Source organism: Vibrio tubiashii (genome assembly GCF_028551255.1).
GTDB classification, from domain to species: Bacteria; Pseudomonadota; Gammaproteobacteria; order Enterobacterales; family Vibrionaceae; genus Vibrio; species Vibrio tubiashii_B.
The window spans coordinates 75,120-92,929 of sequence record NZ_CP117030.1; the positions used below are offsets into that span (position 1 = coordinate 75,120).

Below are 17,810 nucleotides of genomic sequence, written 5' to 3' on the forward strand. Positions count from 1 at the left end.
ACTTTTCAAGATTAAGGTGTGTTATGTCGGCATCTTCTAATTTTAACATTGCTTTTTTTGGCGAGTGTATGGTCGAAATCAGTGGGTCTCCACTGAGTAAAAAATTCGGCGGTGACACGCTCAATACGGCGCTTTACCTGTCTCGTTTAACTCAAGATCAAAATGTCTCTGTGCACTATGCGATGGGGCTTGGTCACGATGAATTGTCTCAGAGTATGTTGGAAAACTGGCATCATGAAGGCATTCAAACTGAGTTGGTCGAACGCATTGAGAACAAACTGCCCGGCCTATACATGGTTGAAACGGATGAGACTGGTGAGCGTCACTTCCACTATTGGCGCAGTGATGCCGCAGCCAAGTTTTATTTTAATAGCGAAAGCCAAACCAAGCTTGAAGCTGCACTGGCTGATAAGGCGCTAGATGCGGTGTACCTAAGCGGTATCAGCCTTGCCATTCTAGACGACGATTCACGTCAACGCTTACTAGATGCCGTTAGTACCTTCTCACTTCAAGGTGGAAAGGTGATATTCGATAACAACTATCGCCCGCAACTTTGGTCAACAGAGCAAGCGCAACATTGGTATGCAAAACTTCTACCTTACGTCGATATTGCTTTGATTACAGAAGATGATGATCACATTGTCTGGGGCAGTGAAGAGTCGGTGCAAGCGAGATGTCTGCGCCTTGGCTGCAAAGAAGTGGTGATTAAGCGTGGTTGCGAGCCTTGTAAAATCATCACCACTAGCGATCAAGGCATAGAAGAGCGTTATGTTGCGGCAAGTAAAGTGAACAAAGTCGTCGACACGTGCGCCGCAGGGGATTCGTTCGCCGCAGGTTATCTTGCTGCTCGCCTAACCGGAAAAAGTGCCAGTGCCTCAGCGCTATTAGGCCATCAATTAGCTTCAACCGTTATTCAATACTCAGGCGCGATTATTCCTGTCAGCGCGATGAGTGAACTTATTATTGGGTCACAAGACCAGAAATAGAATCGGAAACTATTATGTCTCTACAAGCTACATCTCAAGAAATCATCAACAAGCTACAGCAGTTCAAAGTTGTACCTGTTATCCAAATCAACAAGGTTGAACATGCAGTCCCTCTAGCCAAAGTTCTGGTTGAAAATGGCCTACCCGTCGCTGAAGTGACCTTCCGTACTGAGGCGGCAGCAGACGCAATCCGTGCAATGCGCGAAGCGTATCCTGAAATGTGCATTGGCGCGGGAACAGTACTGACGTCAGAGCAAATTGATCTAGCGAAAGAAGCCGGAAGTGAATTCGTGGTTGCTCCAGGCCTTAATCCAAACACAGTTCGTCGCTGCCAAGAGATAGGCATGCCTGTTGTTCCTGGAGTCAATAACCCAAGCCAAGTGGAGCAAGCACTAGAGCTTGGCTTAACCTTCCTAAAATTCTTCCCTGCGGAAGCATCTGGCGGCATTAGCATGGTCAAGTCTCTGCTTGCTCCATACGTTGATGTGTCATTCATGCCAACTGGTGGCATCGGTAAACACAATATCAACGACTATCTAGCGATTGACCGAGTGATTTGCTGTGGTGGTACGTGGATGGTGGCTCCAACACTGATTGAGAACGAACAATGGGATGAGATCGCGAAGCTTGTCCAAGAAGCGGTTGCGCATGTTGCGTAATTGAATCGAACATTAGTAAATTTGGGATGACACGGATGAACAAAGCAACGTTAGCACTACTTATTTCTGGCTTAATGGCGGGGCAAACAGCGATGGCAATGGCTCCTAATACTGATCTTAATCTTATGCCTTACCCTCAGGAAGTCGAACTGGGGAAAGGGCAAATTGCGCTCGACAAAGATTTTAGTATCTATGTAAAAGGTTATGACTCTGAGCGTGTTCAATTCAATGTAAAACGCACGATGGAAAGGCTTTATCGTCAAACTGGTTTACCTATGCTTCATTGGCAAGCCGAGTCTGAGAAAGACGCAACTTTGGTGATTGATATTCGCAAGGCACCAAAAAGCCAAGTACAAGACATCGAGAGTGATGAGTCTTACCAACTGGATGCTAAGAATGGTCAAATTGTTATCCGCTCTGAGCGTCCATATGGTGCGCTACATGGCTTAGAAACCTTCCTCCAGCTAGTGACAACAGATGCTAAAGGTTATCACGTGCCAGAAGTGTCGATTGAAGATGAGCCACGCTTTAAATGGCGTGGTGTTTCATACGATACGTCACGTCACTTTATCGAGTTCGACGTGATTTTACGTCAGCTTGATGCGATGGCATCGGCGAAGATGAACGTCTTCCACTGGCACATTTGGGATGACCAAGCGATTCGTATTCAGCTAGATAACTACACTAAGCTCTGGTCTGAAACGGCAGATGGTGACTACTACACCAAAGACGAGATTCGTTATGTGGTGAACTACGCGCGTAATCTTGGCATTCGTGTTATTCCTGAAATTTCTCTACCAGGGCATGCTTCCGCGGTTGCTCATGCTTATCCAGAATTGATGTCTGGTGTCGGCGAGCAAGCTTACCCTCAGCAGCGTGGATGGGGCGTGTTTGAGCCGCTGATGGACCCAACCAACCCAGAACTGTACACCATGCTCGAAAGTGTCTTTGATGAGGTGGTGGAGCTGTTCCCTGATGAGTACTTCCATATTGGCGGCGACGAGCCGAACTACAAGCAGTGGAAAGAAAACCCGAACATTCAGAAGTTTATTGCTGACAATAACCTAGATGGTGAACGTGGCCTGCAATCTTATCTCAACACGAAAGTGGAAAAGATGCTTGAGCAGCGTGGTAAGAAAATGTCTGGTTGGGATGAGATCTGGCATAAAGACTTGCCGACTTCAATTGTTATCCAAAGTTGGCGTGGACACGACAGTATTGGTCGTGCCGCTAAAGAAGGGTATCAAGGGGTACTTTCAACGGGTTACTACCTAGACCAGCCGCAACCGACAAGCTACCACTACCGCAATGACCCAATGCCAGCAGGTATTACCGTTGACGATAAATTGCATAGTGGTGAGCGATTCGCAACCTACGACTGGGTTAAACCGCGTAATAAAGGTGGCCCACGTAAAGGTAATCTGACCATCATCGAAGCAAAAGATGGCACTTACCGCGCGTTTACTGATTACAACGGTAAGTCTCGCCAAGAAGTTCATATTCTTGAATATGTGCCGGGCAAAGTGTTCCGCGGTCATTTCGACAACTTTATGTCCTACACCGAGTTCAACTATGAGTTTGCTGGTGGCAAGCTTAAGCCAAGTAGTTATCAGCTTATCGGTAACGTTCGCTGGCCTGCGACAGGTGAGCTAGTGGCAGGAAGTTCAATCAAGGGGTCTGTTATTCCTCAGCCAAACGGCGGCTACCCTGCTGAACTAACCAAAGATGAACAGAAACTCATCTTGGGTGGTGAAATTACCATTTGGGGTGAAAACCTTGACTCAATGACTATCGAGCAGCGTTTGTGGCCGCGTAGCTACGCGATTGCTGAGCGTTTATGGTCTAGCCAAGAGCTTACTGATGAGCGCAGCATGTATCGTCGTATGAATGTGATGGATACGTGGTCTGAAGTCTCCGTTGGCTTACGTCATCACGCTGACGCCAATATGATGCTTAAGCGCCTCGCAAATGGTGCGGATGTGATGCCTTTACAAACACTGGCTAAGTACATTGAACCAGCGCAGTATTACGCGCGTCACTGGGAGAAGTGGATATCAACGCCGAACAAAGGCGATCTTTACAACCAATATGAACGCTTAAATCGCTTTGCTGATGCGCTACCGGTAGAAAGCTTGGCGGTATATCAGATGAATGATTTGGTTGAGGCGTTTGCTAAGGGTGATAAAGCCGCTCTGGTTACATTGCAAGGCTATTATCAAGCGGTGAAGTTTGCAGCCACTCAGGCTAAGCCAATCTTTGCAGCGAATGTCGCGTCAGTTGATACGGTTGCAGTGGCAGACGCAAGTGTGCGAGTAGCAGACTTAGCCTTAACGTTAATTGAAACGGCTAAGCAGGGTCACCAAGTTCGTGCAGCGGATGCGGCAGAGTATCAAGCATTGATTGATCAAAATGCCATCATCATTGATGAAACGATTGTCGCCATTGTTAAACCAACTGAGAGCTTACTTAAAACTCTGAGTAAATAATGGTTAAACCATTTGCCGTTAGGGTCTGTTGACCTTTTGAGCTGATTTTTGCAGCAGTTTGTGGGTTCTTTATGCAAGGCAGAGGCTTTGAATTGTAGCTGCTCTACCTGATAAGCTGATAACGCAGCAGAAGGGAACCACAAATGCTGCCCGAAGGGTTCGGCTAAAAGCGTTTTACTCTTTGTTGAGAGGTGTTTTGCTTAGAATGACTAGGCGGCAAACCTCTCGCCGCGATTAAAACGCTTTTATCTCGAACAAAATTTAACCGCAAAAGGTCAACAGGCCCTAGCGTCTCCTAGCGGCAAACTCCTTTTTATTTGGATGTATTACAATGCAAGTAAGCGGTCACTTACGGTTTTTCATCGGAACCTACACTGATTCCCCGAGTCAGAGCCAAGGCATTGCTCAAATCAGCTTAAATCCACAGACTGGTGAACTGACTCGCCTCGACAATTTCTACCCACTACGTAATCTTTCTTACCTCAAACAAACCCGCCAAGCTCTATATAGTTTTTCAGAAGTTGCTCAGCAAGACGGCGCACAACTTGTCTGTATGCAAGGGGGCATCAATCACGCGCTGCCTATTTTAGGCGACTACCCTTGCCATTTAGACGTTTGCGAGAATAACCAATATCTTGCCGTTGCCAACTACGGTTCTGGTGATGTCAACGTGTTTGCTCTTGGCGATGATGGTGTACCAAGAGAGCTCGTGACGACGCTGTTTGAAGAGGGTAAAGGCCCCAATCTTGATAGACAAGCGTCCCCGCATGCGCACCAAGTCGTGTTTCAGCGCACGGAAAAAGCGTTGGTAAGCGTGGATTTAGGCAGCGATGCCATCCGCTTCTATCACATTGAGCAAAACCAATTTCTCTTGCAACAAACGCTAGCTTTAACACCTGGGTCTGGACCTCGCCATTTGGTGTTCAATCGCTCTGAAGATAAAGCTTATGTTGTGTGTGAGTTAAGTGAAACCTTGGTTGTGCTGACTAAAACAGGCGCTGGCTGGCAAGTGTCACAGCAGTCAGACTTAATCCCAAATAGGGAGAAAGGAGAAGCGGCGTCCGCGATTAAGTTGTCGCTAGACGAGAGGTTTATTTATGTGTCATGTCGACAGCAGAACGTGTTGAGCTGCTTTGATGTTTCGCAACCTACAGCGCAATGGCTTGGCTTAACCGATTGTGGCGGTGATTTTCCGCGTGATTTTACGATTAGCGCTTGTGGCGAGTGGGTAGTCGTCGCTAACCAGCATTCCAATAATCTTACTAGCTTTCGTCGTGATTTGAAGACGGGAGCCTTAGTCGCAACAGGATACCAGTGCCAAGTTGCCGCACCTGTCTGCGTAATTGAACAAAATAACGATTGAGAACAGTATGACAATCCACCGTATTAACCCTACAAAACGTTGGTCAGATGTAACGGTATTTAATGGCATTGCCCACTTTGTCGAAGTGGCTGAAACGGATACCTCCGCAGATATTAAGGGTCAAGTGCAGCAGATTTTTGATCAAGCTGAGCAGATGCTGGCAAGCGTCGATAGCGATAAAACGCGTATTTTGTCGGTCACTATCTACGTGACAGACTTTGCCAATTTCGATGCCCTTAATGAAGTATGGGATAACTGGTTTGTGGAAGGCACAGCGCCAAGTCGTGCCTGCGTTAAAGTCGAACTTGCAGATCCTAACCTGTTGGTTGAAATGGCGTTTGTCGCGGCTGCGGGTGAAAAGTATCAGTAGTATTTGCTGAGCAGAAACGTAAAAGGTAGCGAAATCGCTACCTTTTTTGATCGTGTATTTGCCGCGTGATTACGCTTTTTGTAGGTCGCGAGCTGGGTAAGTCAGTGTCATACCATCTACTGTTACTCGAACGTAGAAGCCGCCGCTGCTTAGACCAACAACCACCATCTTACCGAAATCAACGCCTTTTGTTGCGACAACAACATCATCAATTGCAAACATGGAAACACCTTGAAGTTAATGGATAGAATTAATCTCTCGGCGCGGATTTAAACAGCAATTGCTCCTGACAACTAATCAGGTTTTTTGTCGTCACAATCAAATAAATTACTTGTAGTGTAAGCTTACAATTTGACTACGCTTGTTAGTTTAAATTGTTGTTTTTAAATGAGTCTACGTAAGCTTTATCTTCTTTCATAATATGGTTTTTAAGCCAGTTTTTGAGAAACGTCATTAACTCATCGCCGATGTCTTCCCCTCTTTCAACGCGACGCTGAAAATCTAAGACCTCTTTTACCAACTGTTGATGCGCCTCCACATGATGACTGGTTTGCTCGTAGCCGATTTGTTCGAACAATGTCTCTTCGTATGCAAAGTGGTTAGCAGTGTAGTCAATCAACCCTTGTACGACGCGTTTGATAGATGACAACCCGTAGTTATGTTTCAGCAAGTAGTAGAGCTCGTTGATAAGGTGAAGTAAGGTTTGGTGCTGTCTATTTATTTCCGGTAATCCGATATCGAGTTGAGCGTTCCATTCCATCAACTTTTCTCGCTTGGCTTCATGGGCTTCAATTTGATTCGCATCGGTTGCAAAGCGATGGAGTAAGGAGTCAATTTCCCCAGACAAATTACGTACGGTAATACTGGCAATCAAGGTTTCCTGAGTGGCACGTACGTTGTTATCGGATTCCGAGGCGATAAGCGCTAGGCTCTCTTGTAAGCTATGAGTTTGCCCTAGTTGTTGCTCGGAGGATTGAGCAATATGTTGACCGTAAGTACGTACCTCGTCGATTTGTTGGTTAAGCTCTTTGAATGTGTGCTCTGCAGTCGACGCAATTTCTAATGAGCGTTGCATGCTCGATTTGTTCTCTTGCATGGTTTCTAGCACGTCGTCTGTTTTTGCTTGAAGGTTGGTAATCTTAGTCCGGATCTCTTCGGTTGCTTCTTGAGTCCTTTGTGATAAAGAGCGGACTTCGTCTGCAACGACGGCAAACCCTCGGCCTTGTTCGCCTGCGCGGGCACTTTCTATTGCTGCATTAAGTGCTAGCAAGTTGGTTTGCTCGGCAATGGAACCTATGGTTTCCATCACTTGGCTAATTTGCGCGGTTTCTTCCATCAGTGACTGAAAATGTTCATTAGAGTTATCGATATGCTGATTGGCGTTATCGAGAGCTTGCTCTAGGGCAATCATATCCCGCGTACCTTGGTCTGCTTTGACTTTTGCCTGATTGGCCAATGTCGCCGTTGACTCACAGTAGCTAGAGACATTCTGAGTGATTTCAGAGAGCTGTCCGATGATCTCTTTAGCGCTATCTACATCTTGCTTTTGGCCTAGCGCTCCTGTTTTGGAAATGCCCGAATCTTTTTGGACAGTGCCAGCGACTTCGACTAAACGAGCGGTTGATTTGCGAAGTGCGTGTACGGTTCGCGAAATATCCTCACCAATTCGGTTGAACGAGCGCAATAGTGGCGCATTGAGGGTATCACTGGTGTCGATCCTGACGGTAAGATCACCTTCAGACAGATGTGCCGCGGCTTGTTTAAGCTGAGCTAATAATCCAGTGACGGAGCTAATAGCACAAACCACCACCAAGTGATAAAGCAGCAAGAGTGCGAGCCATAACCATGATTGTTCAATGAATAGCTCAATAGCAATAGGAAGAATGAACAAGGTTAGCAGCATTGACCACTGCATCGAAGAGAGTCGATTTAAGCTAGAAAATAATGATCTAAACATACGCCAGCTCCTTGGCCGGAAATCTGTTACTCACTTCATTAAATTTAGGCGATAGATACAGAATGACCCACCGAAATCAGACAATAATTTGATTAAAATTAATTCTAAAGGGCTAGTTTTCTAAGTTGCTCACCTTAGTCTTCGGTGAGCTCACTGAAGGTAGCTTGAAAATAGTCCCACACTAACTGACCAACGGGGCCAAGCGCTGTGGTTTTCTTGCGCGCAACATATATGGGTACGTTGAGTGGTTCAATAGTTGAAACAGGGATGAGCCCTGGTTCATGCTCGATTTCATGTGTGGCGAGTCGTCCCCAACCTAAGCCACTTTTTATCAGCGACTTTTTTGTTTGGTGATCAGAGACATACCACTGCAAGGCTTGCTTGACGATCCCCGAGTCTGGGTTTGACTTGTAGGATGATTTAACCACGACTTGCGGGTATTCATACAAATCACTCTGTTTGATTTGGTCTAGCTTAGCCAAAGGGAACTGGTCTGAAATGAATACGGGCAAACTCAGGCTATCAATACGCTGATACTCCACCAACTCTTGGTTTAGCTCTCTTACGGCATAAATACCGATATCCACTTTATCATCCAACAACATACGCTCGCCTGAGGCGGTTTCTATGTCTAGATGAATTACAGTCTCTGGATAGGATTGCTTAATGTGTTTGAGAAGCTCGGTTACTTTGTCGGTCGGGAAGATCGCACTAATACTGATTTTAAGTTCACTTTCGACTTCACTGTTCATCTGACGCGCGAAAAGGTCGAACTCGTTGGCAGCATCGAGCAAGCGCTGGATTTTTTGCAGCAGAACTTTGCCTTCTCTGGTAAGAGTCGGGCGGTAAGTGTCACGATCAAAAATCTCTATTTGATAGTGATCTTCAACCTGTTTAACGGAATAAGACACCGCGCTACGCGCTTTAAATAGCTTTTCGCTTGCTTGGCGAAAGCTACCTTCCTGATGAATCACGTTAACAACGTGTAAATGTTCTAAGGCAATCATGGTCTAATAATATGACCGTTATGGTCTAAAAGCTATGCTTTTTTCGTTCATGTCTCTCTTCTAAAGTAACTCCATCGCCAGAAAATACTCAGCTTAACCAAGCGGTTTGTTCGTACTGGCAGAAGATGGCCAACTATTTTGAACATTTAGGAGTGAGACTATGACTTTCCAGATTTTAACGACCCCAGATAGCGCATTTGTCGACCTACCTGACTACCCATTTGCCCCCAACTATATCGAGGTTGAGGGAATGCAAATGCACTTCATTGATGAGGGCGAAAAGGACGCTCAGGCTATTTTTCTGCTTCATGGTCAGCCTTCGTGGAGCTATCTCTACCGCCATATGGTGCCTGTGCTCGTGAAGGCAGGATATCGCGTCATTGCCCCTGACCTAATTGGCTTTGGTAAGTCTGATAAGCCAGCGACAAGTGATGTGCACACCTACGCAAATCATGTTCGTTGGATGACAAGCTTTATTCGTCAAATTGGTGTTCGCCATGGTGCGGCATTTATGCAGGATTGGGGTGGAATGATTGGCTTACGCGCTTTAGCGAATGAACCTCAATGGTTAGATCGTTTGGTCGTCGCCAATACTGCTCTCGCTGAGATGAACGGCTTAGAAAAGTTTATGGTGCCAAAAGTGTTGAAGGTCATGGCTGCTGCGGCAGGTAAAGCAACGCTCGCTAAATTGTCACACAAGATCAACTACGGCAATTGGGCTGGATACTTCAGACATAGCGAACAGCTAGAGATTGGCAAAGTCATCCAAATATTGACGACCAAAGAGCTGAGTAGTGAGGAAATGCGAGCCTACGATGCACCGTTCCCGTCATCTGAGTTCTATGCAGCACCACGAAAAATGCCTGAAATCGTTGCCGCTGAACTTGATGAAGTGAATAAGGATTGGAGAAAACTTAAACAGTGGCGCAAGCCCGTGTTGACACTATTTAGCGATCAAGACCCATTCCTTGCAGGACAAGGCTACGACGAGAAATTCCAGAATAATTTCCCTGGTGCTTCGGGCCAACCACATATCACGATAAACAACGCATCCCACTTTTTACAAGAAGATCAATCTGTCCAACTAGCCAACAAAATGGTCGATTGGTTAGAGCAAACACAATATAAACAAGAGAAGGTAACAGTATGAAAGTATTAGCAATTGGAGCAAATGGTGTCATTGGACAAGCCGTCGTTAACCAACTGAGTCAGAATCATCAAGTGATAGCGGTTGGGCATAGCCGTGGAGAGGTGACCGTCGACATTGAAGATCAAGCGTCGATCAGAGCTTTGTTTGAGCACGTTGGTCAGGTAGATGCGATTGTTTCTATGGCGGGTAACGGTGAAATGGGCAGTATCGCAGACATGCCAAGCTCAGGTTATGCGGAGGTTTTAAAGGGTAAGCTGATGGGGCAGGTTAACCTCGTTCGTATTGGTCTGGAATATTTGAAAGAGGGAGGTTCTATTACCTTAACTTCTGGTCAGGCTGCCAACTACCCAATGGCGGGTACAGCGGCGATTTCTATTGGTGTAGCTGGTATTAATGCGTTTGTCGGTGTTGCTGCCTTAGAGCTTGAAGAGGGTAAGCGTATCAATGCGGTCAGCCCTGCTGTAGTTAAAGAGACTTTAGAGCAATGGGGCGTTGATAGCAGCACAGGAATTCCTGCAAGTGAGGTGGCTAAATTCTATCAACACAGTATTGAAGGGAGTGACAACGGACAAATCTTTGATGCTGTTTTAGCTCACTAGTATTAACAAATGCAAAACGCTCAACAGATGGTATGTCTGTTGGGCGTTTCTTTCAAAGTGAGCAGCGAGTCGACCAGGCACTATTTATCTTCAAGCTGATAGGCCATTGGAAAGACTACGGTGATCGGGTGGGGAGCAGTGTGCTTTGGAAACTTTGTTGCGAGTATTGTTTTTGTTGCAGCGGTATCCAAAATGGTATGCCCTGAACTTTCTAATATAGTGAGCCCAATGACACTCCCTTTTTGATTGATGTCTGTCTGTATCATTGCGGTACCTTCCAGCGACAGACTTCTTGCCTCTTGTGGATAGTACAGATTAGATGACAGCCTTTTGATGTATTCTTGCTGATCAAACCCTACCGCATCAGTTGTGTGTGTGGCTGTAGTACAACCTACTGCGAGCAGAGACCATAGTAAAAATAACATTCTTATCGAGATGGATTGATAGATCGATTTCATATTCAAGACAATAAGGCCCATCTATTTTTTCGTTCCAATCACTTGGAATTGATCGACGAACATACCTTGGCTAATCATCCAAGTATCTTTAGGTTTATAGAAGTAAAACTCCCACGTTACTGGATGATTTTCATGCTTTGCCACTTCCACAATACGGACCAGAGAAGGAGATAATTCTTCATAATGAATATTCTCCACTCCAATGATTGAACCGTACATGGCTAGCACTACTCCAAGTTGTTGTTTGAGAAGAGTTAGTTGTTGTTTATTGGCGCTAATCGTCGGATTATTGCTAAATAGCTTATCGATAGCTTGAGTTGATTGTTCAGAAGAAAGCTCTTTGAAGAATTTGTCTACCTGCTCTTTAGGCTGACCCTCATACGCAGAGGCAGTGCCAGCACAAAACAACAGAACTAATCCTGCCATTAACTTCTTCATATAAATACTCCTATAATTTTTTTGTTGCGAACTGTTGATACTACTGATGGGGATTGGTTTGGACTATTGAGAATGTATTGTTATTGCAATCAATAATATGAGTCATTAAGCCGCCCCAAAACTGCGGTTCAGGAGGCCCGGTAAACCTGACATCGCGCTGAATCAATGTTTCAAAGAAGCTGTGTATGTCATCAACTTCTAAGCTAAAACCCAAGAATCGACCACACTCAAATTCTCCGATTTCTTCCACTTCGAGTAACAACTGGACATTGTCTAACTGATAGCCAACAAATCCATCATTTGCGCTGCCAAAGACCTTATGTAGTCCCAATTTGTGGGTGTAAAACTGTTCGGATTCTTCAACAGATTTACACGGAATACGCATTGTGTTCATTTTCATCAGTGTGTCCCTTGATATTTAACGTCGAGTTAAGCGTTACCGATAGATCTTTTATCAAGTTTAGTGCCGAGATGATTTTCTGCGGCTAACTGATACTAGATTGAAGAGCAATTGCCGTTTTGCGCCATTTCGGTTTTTAAAACCTGTGATTTACCGTGTGTTTCATCGACAAGCTCAACACCAGCGCCACCGACAAACACGCCCATTTTTATGTATTGATTGATAAAGTAGTTGCGTCCTTCGTCAGTGAAAAGCGTCACATGGTTTTCTGAGAATTCAGATTCGGTACTGATAATATGTTCTTGGTTGCCTTTCACCTCATGATAGAAGAACACCCCCGGGGCTGTTTCGCCAATACATTCGCCATCGACATAGACAAACTTTTTAAGCGCAGCGCCTACAAACGCATCTTCTCGATAAACGTAAATACCCGAGTTGCCTTTTTGTGGGGCAGGGAAGGACTTAGCATGTTGTGAAACCTCGGTATCTACCGTAGGAACAGAGGCACAACCAGAGAGTGCGAGGAGTAGAGCAGAACAAAGAAACAATTTATTTTTCATATGATTAACCTAGCCTTTATAAAATCGGTGGCAAACATACAACAAAATAATAATTTAGTGATTGTTATTGGTAATAATTGTGATTCTCATTAAGTTTTAAGTGTGGGCGATTTAGCTTCTCGCCCATTTAATGAGCACTTAACGAGCCTTAGCTTGGCTTTTTACGTATTTCTTTACTTTCTTCATTGCCATTTGGCGTTTCAGGGGCGACAGGTAGTCGATAAATAAATTACCAGAGAGGTGGTCTATTTCGTGCTGCATCACGATGGCTAGGAACTCATCACTTTCAACTGTGATCGGATTTCCCTCTCGATCCAGCGCGGACACAACCACTGAAGTAAAACGTTCAACTTCAGCGTAGTAATCTGGGACAGACAGGCATCCCTCTTGACCAAAGGCTTTGTTTTCACCACTAATGACTTCCGGGTTAACTAGGATTAGTGGCTCATCTCTGTTATCTGAAAGGTCAATGATCACCACCGCTTCTTTACGACCTACCTGTGTAGAAGCCAAACCAATACCGTTGTCAGTCGCATATAGGGTTTCGAGCATATCGTCGATTAGAGTTTGTATTGACGCAATGTCCGTGACTTTCTCAGCGGTTATCTTGAGGCGCGGATCTGGGGCAGTGAGAATATCTAATACAGCCATTTCTTCATTCTTACTAAATTAAATCATAGGGTTAGTTTAAAACCTTCATGACTTGCTTTAAAGCCTAATTGCTCGTAGAACCTGATTGCGTCTGGGCGAAGTTTGTCGCTGGTGAGTTGAACCATGCTACAACCTTTCTTTCTCGCAAGCTCTATAGCATGTTCAAACATACGTTCTCCGAAGCCCAAACCTCGGTATTTTTCATGGATTCGAACGCCTTCAATAAGGCAGCGCCAACTACCAATATGAGTGAGATAAGGAATAAACGTAAGTTGTAGCATGCCGACAAGTTGGTTTTGTTTCTCTACTACTAGTAGAAGGTTGTTTGGGTCTGCATCAATTGCCTCGAAAGCTTCGATGTAGGTATTGTTCAAAGGTAGGGAAGGGTCTTCTCTTTTGTTACCTAATACGTCGTTGGCAAGTAGCGATACAAGATGCTCCAAGTCACTCATAACTGCTGTTCTGTAGTCTAGTTTCATGTCGGCCTCCTTCATGTTCGGTTCACTAACTTACAGAAAAGACGATTCTTTGGCTATTCACAGGATAGTGAACCTCCAGAACAACATCTTAACTGCCTTGGGCGCATTGAGCATGAGATAGATCAGATGAGTCTATGTTTTAAGTTCATTTTGATGCATATTGAAGTTCAACAAATGAACAATGGAGGTAAAATGGGGACGTCAGTTTTTCTTAGCTACCCAAACGCATATACCCAATGCCAACTTGATTTCATTTCTGCTCTCTCTTGTTATCTCACTGAACGTGGCTACTCACCAAGAACGTTAGGCGTAACAGACTACGATTTGGATGCACCGCTGAAGTCGATACGACGTTTAATGTCGGAATCTAATGGTCTGATTACGGTCGCTTTTCGTCGCTATTATGTTGAACAAGGGGCTGCGAAACCCGGGAGCTCGTCAGAGTACGATATCAGTCAGCAGTGGTTTACTAGCCCATACAGTCAAATTGAGCCTGCAATGGCATTCCAGCTGGGGTTGCCTGTGTTGATCTTGCGCGAAAGCCGAGTCATCGCGGATGGAATCTTAGATAAAGGCGTGCTTGGTACGTATATGCCGGAATTTCATCTGGGTGGCTCATGTGCTCAATATCTTCACTCGCGTGAATTCAATCAGCTGATTAGGAAATGGGAATCTCAGGTCGAAAGGGTCGTCGAAAACCGTGGCAATCCACCTGTTCTCTATTAAGGACAGCAGTGAATAGAACTTTTGCACTTGGTTTTTATGCCATGCCTCTAAAGTCTATTCACGCTTTTAACTCCTACTTTCACAAAATTTCTCTTCGTCTATTCCACAAATCTGATACAGATAGCTTTATTAATAAAATGTAGTGATGTTTTATATGCTTTGTTAATGGTGTTTGTGCTCTAAAAAGCCAGACATTTAGCTAGTGGGAATATCTTTGTGAATCAGATGCTTGGTAGAGACTCGTCGGTTTCTGATACCGAACCAATGACGAAAAAAACGCATCGCGCTAAGTTTAAGTGGCGGGGCATCGAAGTGCGACTGGGTCTCGCGCTGGCAATGCTATCGATGACGACGTTACTGCTTGCCCTTTTTAGTTCGACCACTTATGACAAGCTAGAAAGCGCGTTGCTTGAGCTCAAGGAAAAAGAAATCCCCGCCCTTGAGCAGGCGGCTAGGCTAAACGATATGGTGCGTTTGGTGATCACGGAATCGTCTCAGCTGGTCTCAGCCGATTCGAACCTTGAAAGGCGCAATGCCATGGTTCGTATTGAAGACAGCATAGAAGAGATGAACCAAGTTCTTGCCCATTTTCCTGAGTACCATGCTTACTTTAAAGACTTGATTATGCAGGTGAGTAACAGCCTGAGTTTACTCTATCAAAGCGGTGAAGAATCGCGGCAGCTCAACAAAGAGTTACGCAACCTGCTGGAAGGTTTTTATCCTCTCTTGCAGCAAGTGAGTGAAGAGCTTGATAGCTTACCTGCGGAGCAAAAGTCCCGTCTTCAGTACAGCCAGCTAAAGGCGTTGTTGTTCTATCAATTAGGCTTGGTTGAGAAGCTTTATAACGATGGCAGCTTCAACGAGTTGGATTACACAACCTACCGTCTAGAGCAATTGGGACAAGATTGGTTTAGCTTGTGGCTCGAAAGTGGGCTCGCTGAATCTTTGCCTGCGCTCGATGAAAAGCTTTCAGTAATCTACACCCTTGCCTCTCGCTCAAGCCGTTTAGTCCAGCTCAAGAACCAAGCGTTGGAGCACTACTATCAGCAGGAATTCTTACTTGAAAACAGCCGTAAATACCTGCATCAACTCTCCGTTCAAATAGAGCGAAATACGTCTAACGTTAACTTAGAAATTGATTCGTCGATTGCCCATGTACAAGCCTCGTTAGCTTCAAACCGCACCTTCTCGCTTGCTCTCTCGGTGTTTAGTCTATTTGCCGCAGCAGGGATTGCTTGGTTCTACGTGCGCAAGAATATTTTGGAGCGCCTGCTTAACCTGAGAGACGATATGTTTGCCATCTCAACAGGGCACTTGGATACCGATATTGAGTTAAAAGGGCAGGATGAAATAACCCAAATGGCGAAGTCTCTACAAGTATTCCAAGCCACCGCAAAAGTAGTGAAAAAAACCAACCAAAAACTGGAAGCTGAAGTCGAAGAGCGCAGATTGGCAGAAGAGAAACTTCGCGTCACTCAAGACGAGCTGATTCAAGCAGGCAAGCTTGCTGCACTGGGGCAATTGAGTGTTGGAATTACTCATGAAATGAACCAACCTTTAACCGCGATCAGCAGTCATACTCGCAGCGCGCAAAAGTGGCTAGAGCAAGATCGTTCAGATAAAGCGACCCAGAATCTGCACAAAATAGAAACCCTGCTGGGTAAAGTCGCGGCTCTGACGCGTCACTTGAAAGCCTTCTCGCGTAAGAGCGATGGCAAAGTGAGCTCGGTAGCGGTGATGCCTGTTGTCAACGATGCGATAGAGCTCTTTGCCAATAAGCAGATACCGATAGTGCTCGACTGTAATCTCTCTTCTTGTGAGAGTGTTCGAGCAAACCCGATTCGCTTAGAGCAAGTGTTAGTTAACTTAATCAGCAATGCGATTGACGCCGTAGAACAAACCCCTGAGCCGCTTATTTTGGTGTCTGTCTCTAGAGTAGGAGAAGAGGTTAGGATTGCGGTTAAAGACAATGGCAAAGGCATAGTCGCTGACGATATTCCTCATATTTTCGACCCATTTTATACCCGTAAAGAGGTGGGCAAGGGCTTAGGATTAGGGCTCTCTATCGCTTTTAATATCATCAAAGATTTTGGTGGTTCAATTCGGGTTAACTCACAGCCGCAACAGGGCAGTGAGTTTGTTGTTCATTTAGAAGGCGCAAGAACATGACGATGGAAAAGCAAATCACCCTCATTGACGATGAATTGGATGTCGTAGAGGCAGTCAGTGAGATGCTAGAGCTTGAAGGCTTTAACGTAACCAGTTTTACCGACCCGAAAGCGGGTTTGAAGTCGTTATCTCCGGACAGTAAGCAAGTTGTTCTATGTGATGTACGTATGCCGCAACTTGATGGTTTATCCATGCTAGATGCGATTCAAAGTCGTTCGCCTGCGTGTGAAATCATCCTGATGAGTGGTCATGGTGATATTCCGATGGCGATTGAAGCGATGAAGCTTGGTGCTTTCGACTTTATTGAAAAGCCTCTACAAAGTGATGAGCTGATAGAAAAGCTCAACCTCGCTTCAACGCAGGTGCAGAACGCACCTGATACGCTGTCGGATACGCCAGAGCTACCGATTGAGAATGTCGTGATTGGGGTTTCTAGTCAAATGGAGATGGTACGAAGCCAAGTGTTGGCTTTGGCTCGAACTGGGGTGGATACCATCATCAATGGTGAAACAGGAACGGGCAAAGAAGTGATTGCTAGAGCCCTGCATCGTTACTCAAAACGCCGTGATAAGCCGTTTGTTGCCATTAACTGTGGCGGTATGACGGAAAGCATCATTGAGAGTGAGTTGTTTGGGCATGAGGCAGGCTCTTTTACCAGTGCGAATAAAAAGCGTATCGGGAAAATTGAACAGGCAAACGGTGGCACTCTATTTCTTGATGAGATTGAAAGCATGCCAATTGCGGTTCAGATTAAGTTGCTCAGAGTGATACAAGAGCGAGTCATTGAACGTGTTGGCGGAAACACACTGATTCCAGTTGATATTGTTGTGGTTGCAGCAAGCAAAGCTGATTTATCGGAGCTGAGTCAGCGCGGTGAGTTTAGGGCCGATCTGTTTTATCGACTCAATATCGCCAGTCTAAATTTACCGCCATTACGCCAGCGCAAAGAAGACATTCAGTCTCTGTTTAGGCACTTTGTGGTTCAAGCTAGTCAAAAATACAAAACGCGACCATCGACCCTCTACGCTGAGCAAATACAACAGCTATGTCGTCATGACTGGCCCGGAAATGTGCGTGAGCTAAGAAACGTCGCAGATCGATTTGTCTTGGGCATTGTGGGCGAAGGGTTTGATTTGCAGGCACCGTCGACTCAAGGTAGTGAAGCCTTTGCGTTTGAGCAGCAAATGGAGCAGTACGAGCGCAATGTTCTCACAGAAGCGCTAATCGAAATGGCAGGCAATATTAATGAGGTCTCGCTACGGCTAAATCTACCGCGCAAAACCTTATATCGAAAGATGAAAAAGCATCAATTGGATAAAGAGAGCTTTAAAGCGAATCGCACCAACTGAACG

19 protein-coding genes are annotated in these 17,810 nt (G+C 45.3%); 10 read left to right on the forward strand and 9 right to left on the reverse strand.

Annotated features, from left to right (window positions below; translation table 11 throughout):
- Positions 1–23 precede the first annotated feature (23 nt).
- The 5 genes from LYZ37_RS15655 (at position 24) to LYZ37_RS15675 (ending at position 5,864) form a co-directional block, all read left to right on the forward strand.
- The gene (locus LYZ37_RS15655; protein WP_272787840.1) at positions 24–986 is read left to right on the forward strand and encodes a sugar kinase; all 963 of its coding nucleotides are present in this window, start codon (positions 24–26) and stop codon (positions 984–986) included.
- 14 nt (positions 987–1,000) lie between these two features.
- The gene (locus LYZ37_RS15660) at positions 1,001–1,645 is read left to right on the forward strand and encodes a bifunctional 4-hydroxy-2-oxoglutarate aldolase/2-dehydro-3-deoxy-phosphogluconate aldolase (protein ID WP_069668829.1); all 645 of its coding nucleotides are present in this window, start codon (positions 1,001–1,003) and stop codon (positions 1,643–1,645) included.
- A 35-nt stretch (positions 1,646–1,680) separates the two neighbouring features.
- Positions 1,681–4,131 carry a beta-N-acetylhexosaminidase gene (locus LYZ37_RS15665; protein WP_272787841.1) on the forward strand — a complete coding sequence of 817 codons (2,451 nt, stop codon included), beginning with the start codon at positions 1,681–1,683 and terminating at the stop codon, positions 4,129–4,131.
- A gap of 331 nt (positions 4,132–4,462) precedes the next feature.
- Positions 4,463–5,494 carry a lactonase family protein gene (locus tag LYZ37_RS15670; RefSeq protein WP_272787842.1) on the forward strand — a complete coding sequence of 344 codons (1,032 nt, stop codon included), beginning with the start codon at positions 4,463–4,465 and terminating at the stop codon, positions 5,492–5,494.
- Between the two features lie 7 nt (positions 5,495–5,501).
- Positions 5,502–5,864 carry a RidA family protein gene (locus LYZ37_RS15675; protein ID WP_272787843.1) on the forward strand — a complete coding sequence of 121 codons (363 nt, stop codon included), beginning with the start codon at positions 5,502–5,504 and terminating at the stop codon, positions 5,862–5,864.
- A 69-nt stretch (positions 5,865–5,933) separates the two neighbouring features.
- Here the strand turns inward: LYZ37_RS15675 and LYZ37_RS15680 are convergent, their stop codons facing one another.
- The 3 genes from LYZ37_RS15680 to LYZ37_RS15690 all read right to left on the reverse strand — a co-directional run bounded on the left by LYZ37_RS15680 (position 5,934) and on the right by LYZ37_RS15690 (position 8,828).
- Positions 5,934–6,086 carry a hypothetical protein gene (locus LYZ37_RS15680; RefSeq protein ID WP_004746464.1) on the reverse strand — a complete coding sequence of 51 codons (153 nt, stop codon included), beginning with the start codon at positions 6,084–6,086 and terminating at the stop codon, positions 5,934–5,936.
- 142 nt (positions 6,087–6,228) lie between these two features.
- Positions 6,229–7,821 carry a bacteriohemerythrin gene (locus LYZ37_RS15685; protein WP_272787844.1) on the reverse strand — a complete coding sequence of 531 codons (1,593 nt, stop codon included), beginning with the start codon at positions 7,819–7,821 and terminating at the stop codon, positions 6,229–6,231.
- Between the two features lie 134 nt (positions 7,822–7,955).
- Complete coding sequence (locus tag LYZ37_RS15690) at positions 7,956–8,828, reverse strand: LysR family transcriptional regulator (RefSeq protein WP_272787845.1); 873 nt, start codon at positions 8,826–8,828, stop codon at positions 7,956–7,958.
- Positions 8,829–8,988: 160 nt separating this feature from the next.
- Here LYZ37_RS15690 and LYZ37_RS15695 point away from each other — a divergent pair, with 160 nt between their 5' ends.
- Together LYZ37_RS15695 and LYZ37_RS15700 are read left to right on the forward strand one after the other, a co-directional pair.
- Positions 8,989–9,978, forward strand: a complete 990-nt coding sequence (locus LYZ37_RS15695; protein ID WP_272787846.1) for a haloalkane dehalogenase — start codon at positions 8,989–8,991, stop codon at positions 9,976–9,978.
- Positions 9,975–10,577 carry a short chain dehydrogenase gene (locus tag LYZ37_RS15700; RefSeq protein WP_272787847.1) on the forward strand — a complete coding sequence of 201 codons (603 nt, stop codon included), beginning with the start codon at positions 9,975–9,977 and terminating at the stop codon, positions 10,575–10,577. Before LYZ37_RS15695 ends, LYZ37_RS15700 begins: the two co-directional genes overlap by 4 nt.
- Before the next feature lie 80 nt (positions 10,578–10,657).
- On the opposite strand, the gene LYZ37_RS15705 is transcribed toward LYZ37_RS15700, so the two are convergent.
- The 6 genes from LYZ37_RS15705 to LYZ37_RS15730 form a co-directional block, all read right to left on the reverse strand.
- Entirely contained in the window at positions 10,658–11,056 is a 399-nt protein-coding gene (locus tag LYZ37_RS15705; protein ID WP_272787848.1) for an energy transducer TonB, read from the reverse strand.
- Positions 11,057–11,473, reverse strand: coding sequence for a hypothetical protein (locus LYZ37_RS15710; protein ID WP_272787849.1), 417 nt, complete (start codon positions 11,471–11,473; stop codon positions 11,057–11,059). It lies immediately after the preceding gene.
- A gap of 40 nt (positions 11,474–11,513) precedes the next feature.
- On the reverse strand, positions 11,514–11,873 hold the full coding sequence (locus LYZ37_RS15715; protein ID WP_272787850.1) for a VOC family protein: 360 nt from the start codon (positions 11,871–11,873) through the stop codon (positions 11,514–11,516).
- A 95-nt stretch (positions 11,874–11,968) separates the two neighbouring features.
- Positions 11,969–12,433 carry a DUF2846 domain-containing protein gene (locus LYZ37_RS15720; protein ID WP_272787851.1) on the reverse strand — a complete coding sequence of 155 codons (465 nt, stop codon included), beginning with the start codon at positions 12,431–12,433 and terminating at the stop codon, positions 11,969–11,971.
- 138 nt (positions 12,434–12,571) lie between these two features.
- Positions 12,572–13,084, reverse strand: a complete 513-nt coding sequence (gene def / locus LYZ37_RS15725; RefSeq protein ID WP_272787852.1) for a peptide deformylase — start codon at positions 13,082–13,084, stop codon at positions 12,572–12,574.
- 23 nt (positions 13,085–13,107) lie between these two features.
- Positions 13,108–13,563, reverse strand: a complete 456-nt coding sequence (locus LYZ37_RS15730) for a GNAT family N-acetyltransferase (protein ID WP_272787853.1) — start codon at positions 13,561–13,563, stop codon at positions 13,108–13,110.
- A 126-nt stretch (positions 13,564–13,689) separates the two neighbouring features.
- Here LYZ37_RS15730 and LYZ37_RS15735 point away from each other — a divergent pair, with 126 nt between their 5' ends.
- From LYZ37_RS15735 to LYZ37_RS15745, 3 genes are all read left to right on the forward strand, one after another.
- Positions 13,690–14,289 carry a hypothetical protein gene (locus LYZ37_RS15735; RefSeq protein WP_216607145.1) on the forward strand — a complete coding sequence of 200 codons (600 nt, stop codon included), beginning with the start codon at positions 13,690–13,692 and terminating at the stop codon, positions 14,287–14,289.
- 225 nt (positions 14,290–14,514) lie between these two features.
- The gene (locus tag LYZ37_RS15740; RefSeq protein ID WP_272788409.1) at positions 14,515–16,458 is read left to right on the forward strand and encodes an ATP-binding protein; all 1,944 of its coding nucleotides are present in this window, start codon (positions 14,515–14,517) and stop codon (positions 16,456–16,458) included.
- Positions 16,455–17,807, forward strand: coding sequence for a sigma-54-dependent transcriptional regulator (locus tag LYZ37_RS15745; RefSeq protein ID WP_239823941.1), 1,353 nt, complete (start codon positions 16,455–16,457; stop codon positions 17,805–17,807). Before LYZ37_RS15740 ends, LYZ37_RS15745 begins: the two co-directional genes overlap by 4 nt.
- Positions 17,808–17,810 lie beyond the last annotated feature (3 nt).

Coding starts and splice junctions, on each gene's coding strand:
- LYZ37_RS15670 (WP_272787842.1), top strand. CDS start 4,463: ATGCAAGTAAGCGGTCACTTACGGTTTTTCATCGGAACCTACACTGAT.
- LYZ37_RS15705 (WP_272787848.1), bottom strand. CDS start 11,056: ATGGGCCTTATTGTCTTGAATATGAAATCGATCTATCAATCCATCTCG.
- LYZ37_RS15710 (WP_272787849.1), bottom strand. CDS start 11,473: ATGAAGAAGTTAATGGCAGGATTAGTTCTGTTGTTTTGTGCTGGCACT.
- LYZ37_RS15660 (WP_069668829.1), top strand. CDS start 1,001: ATGTCTCTACAAGCTACATCTCAAGAAATCATCAACAAGCTACAGCAG.
- LYZ37_RS15680 (WP_004746464.1), bottom strand. CDS start 6,086: ATGTTTGCAATTGATGATGTTGTTGTCGCAACAAAAGGCGTTGATTTC.
- LYZ37_RS15745 (WP_239823941.1), top strand. CDS start 16,455: ATGACGATGGAAAAGCAAATCACCCTCATTGACGATGAATTGGATGTC.
- LYZ37_RS15695 (WP_272787846.1), top strand. CDS start 8,989: ATGACTTTCCAGATTTTAACGACCCCAGATAGCGCATTTGTCGACCTA.
- LYZ37_RS15715 (WP_272787850.1), bottom strand. CDS start 11,873: ATGAAAATGAACACAATGCGTATTCCGTGTAAATCTGTTGAAGAATCC.
- LYZ37_RS15700 (WP_272787847.1), top strand. CDS start 9,975: ATGAAAGTATTAGCAATTGGAGCAAATGGTGTCATTGGACAAGCCGTC.
- LYZ37_RS15720 (WP_272787851.1), bottom strand. CDS start 12,433: ATGAAAAATAAATTGTTTCTTTGTTCTGCTCTACTCCTCGCACTCTCT.
- LYZ37_RS15735 (WP_216607145.1), top strand. CDS start 13,690: ATGAGTCTATGTTTTAAGTTCATTTTGATGCATATTGAAGTTCAACAA.
- LYZ37_RS15730 (WP_272787853.1), bottom strand. CDS start 13,563: ATGAAACTAGACTACAGAACAGCAGTTATGAGTGACTTGGAGCATCTT.
- LYZ37_RS15655 (WP_272787840.1), top strand. CDS start 24: ATGTCGGCATCTTCTAATTTTAACATTGCTTTTTTTGGCGAGTGTATG.
- LYZ37_RS15740 (WP_272788409.1), top strand. CDS start 14,515: ATGCTTGGTAGAGACTCGTCGGTTTCTGATACCGAACCAATGACGAAA.
- LYZ37_RS15665 (WP_272787841.1), top strand. CDS start 1,681: ATGAACAAAGCAACGTTAGCACTACTTATTTCTGGCTTAATGGCGGGG.
- LYZ37_RS15690 (WP_272787845.1), bottom strand. CDS start 8,828: ATGATTGCCTTAGAACATTTACACGTTGTTAACGTGATTCATCAGGAA.
- def (WP_272787852.1), bottom strand. CDS start 13,084: ATGGCTGTATTAGATATTCTCACTGCCCCAGATCCGCGCCTCAAGATA.
- LYZ37_RS15685 (WP_272787844.1), bottom strand. CDS start 7,821: ATGTTTAGATCATTATTTTCTAGCTTAAATCGACTCTCTTCGATGCAG.
- LYZ37_RS15675 (WP_272787843.1), top strand. CDS start 5,502: ATGACAATCCACCGTATTAACCCTACAAAACGTTGGTCAGATGTAACG.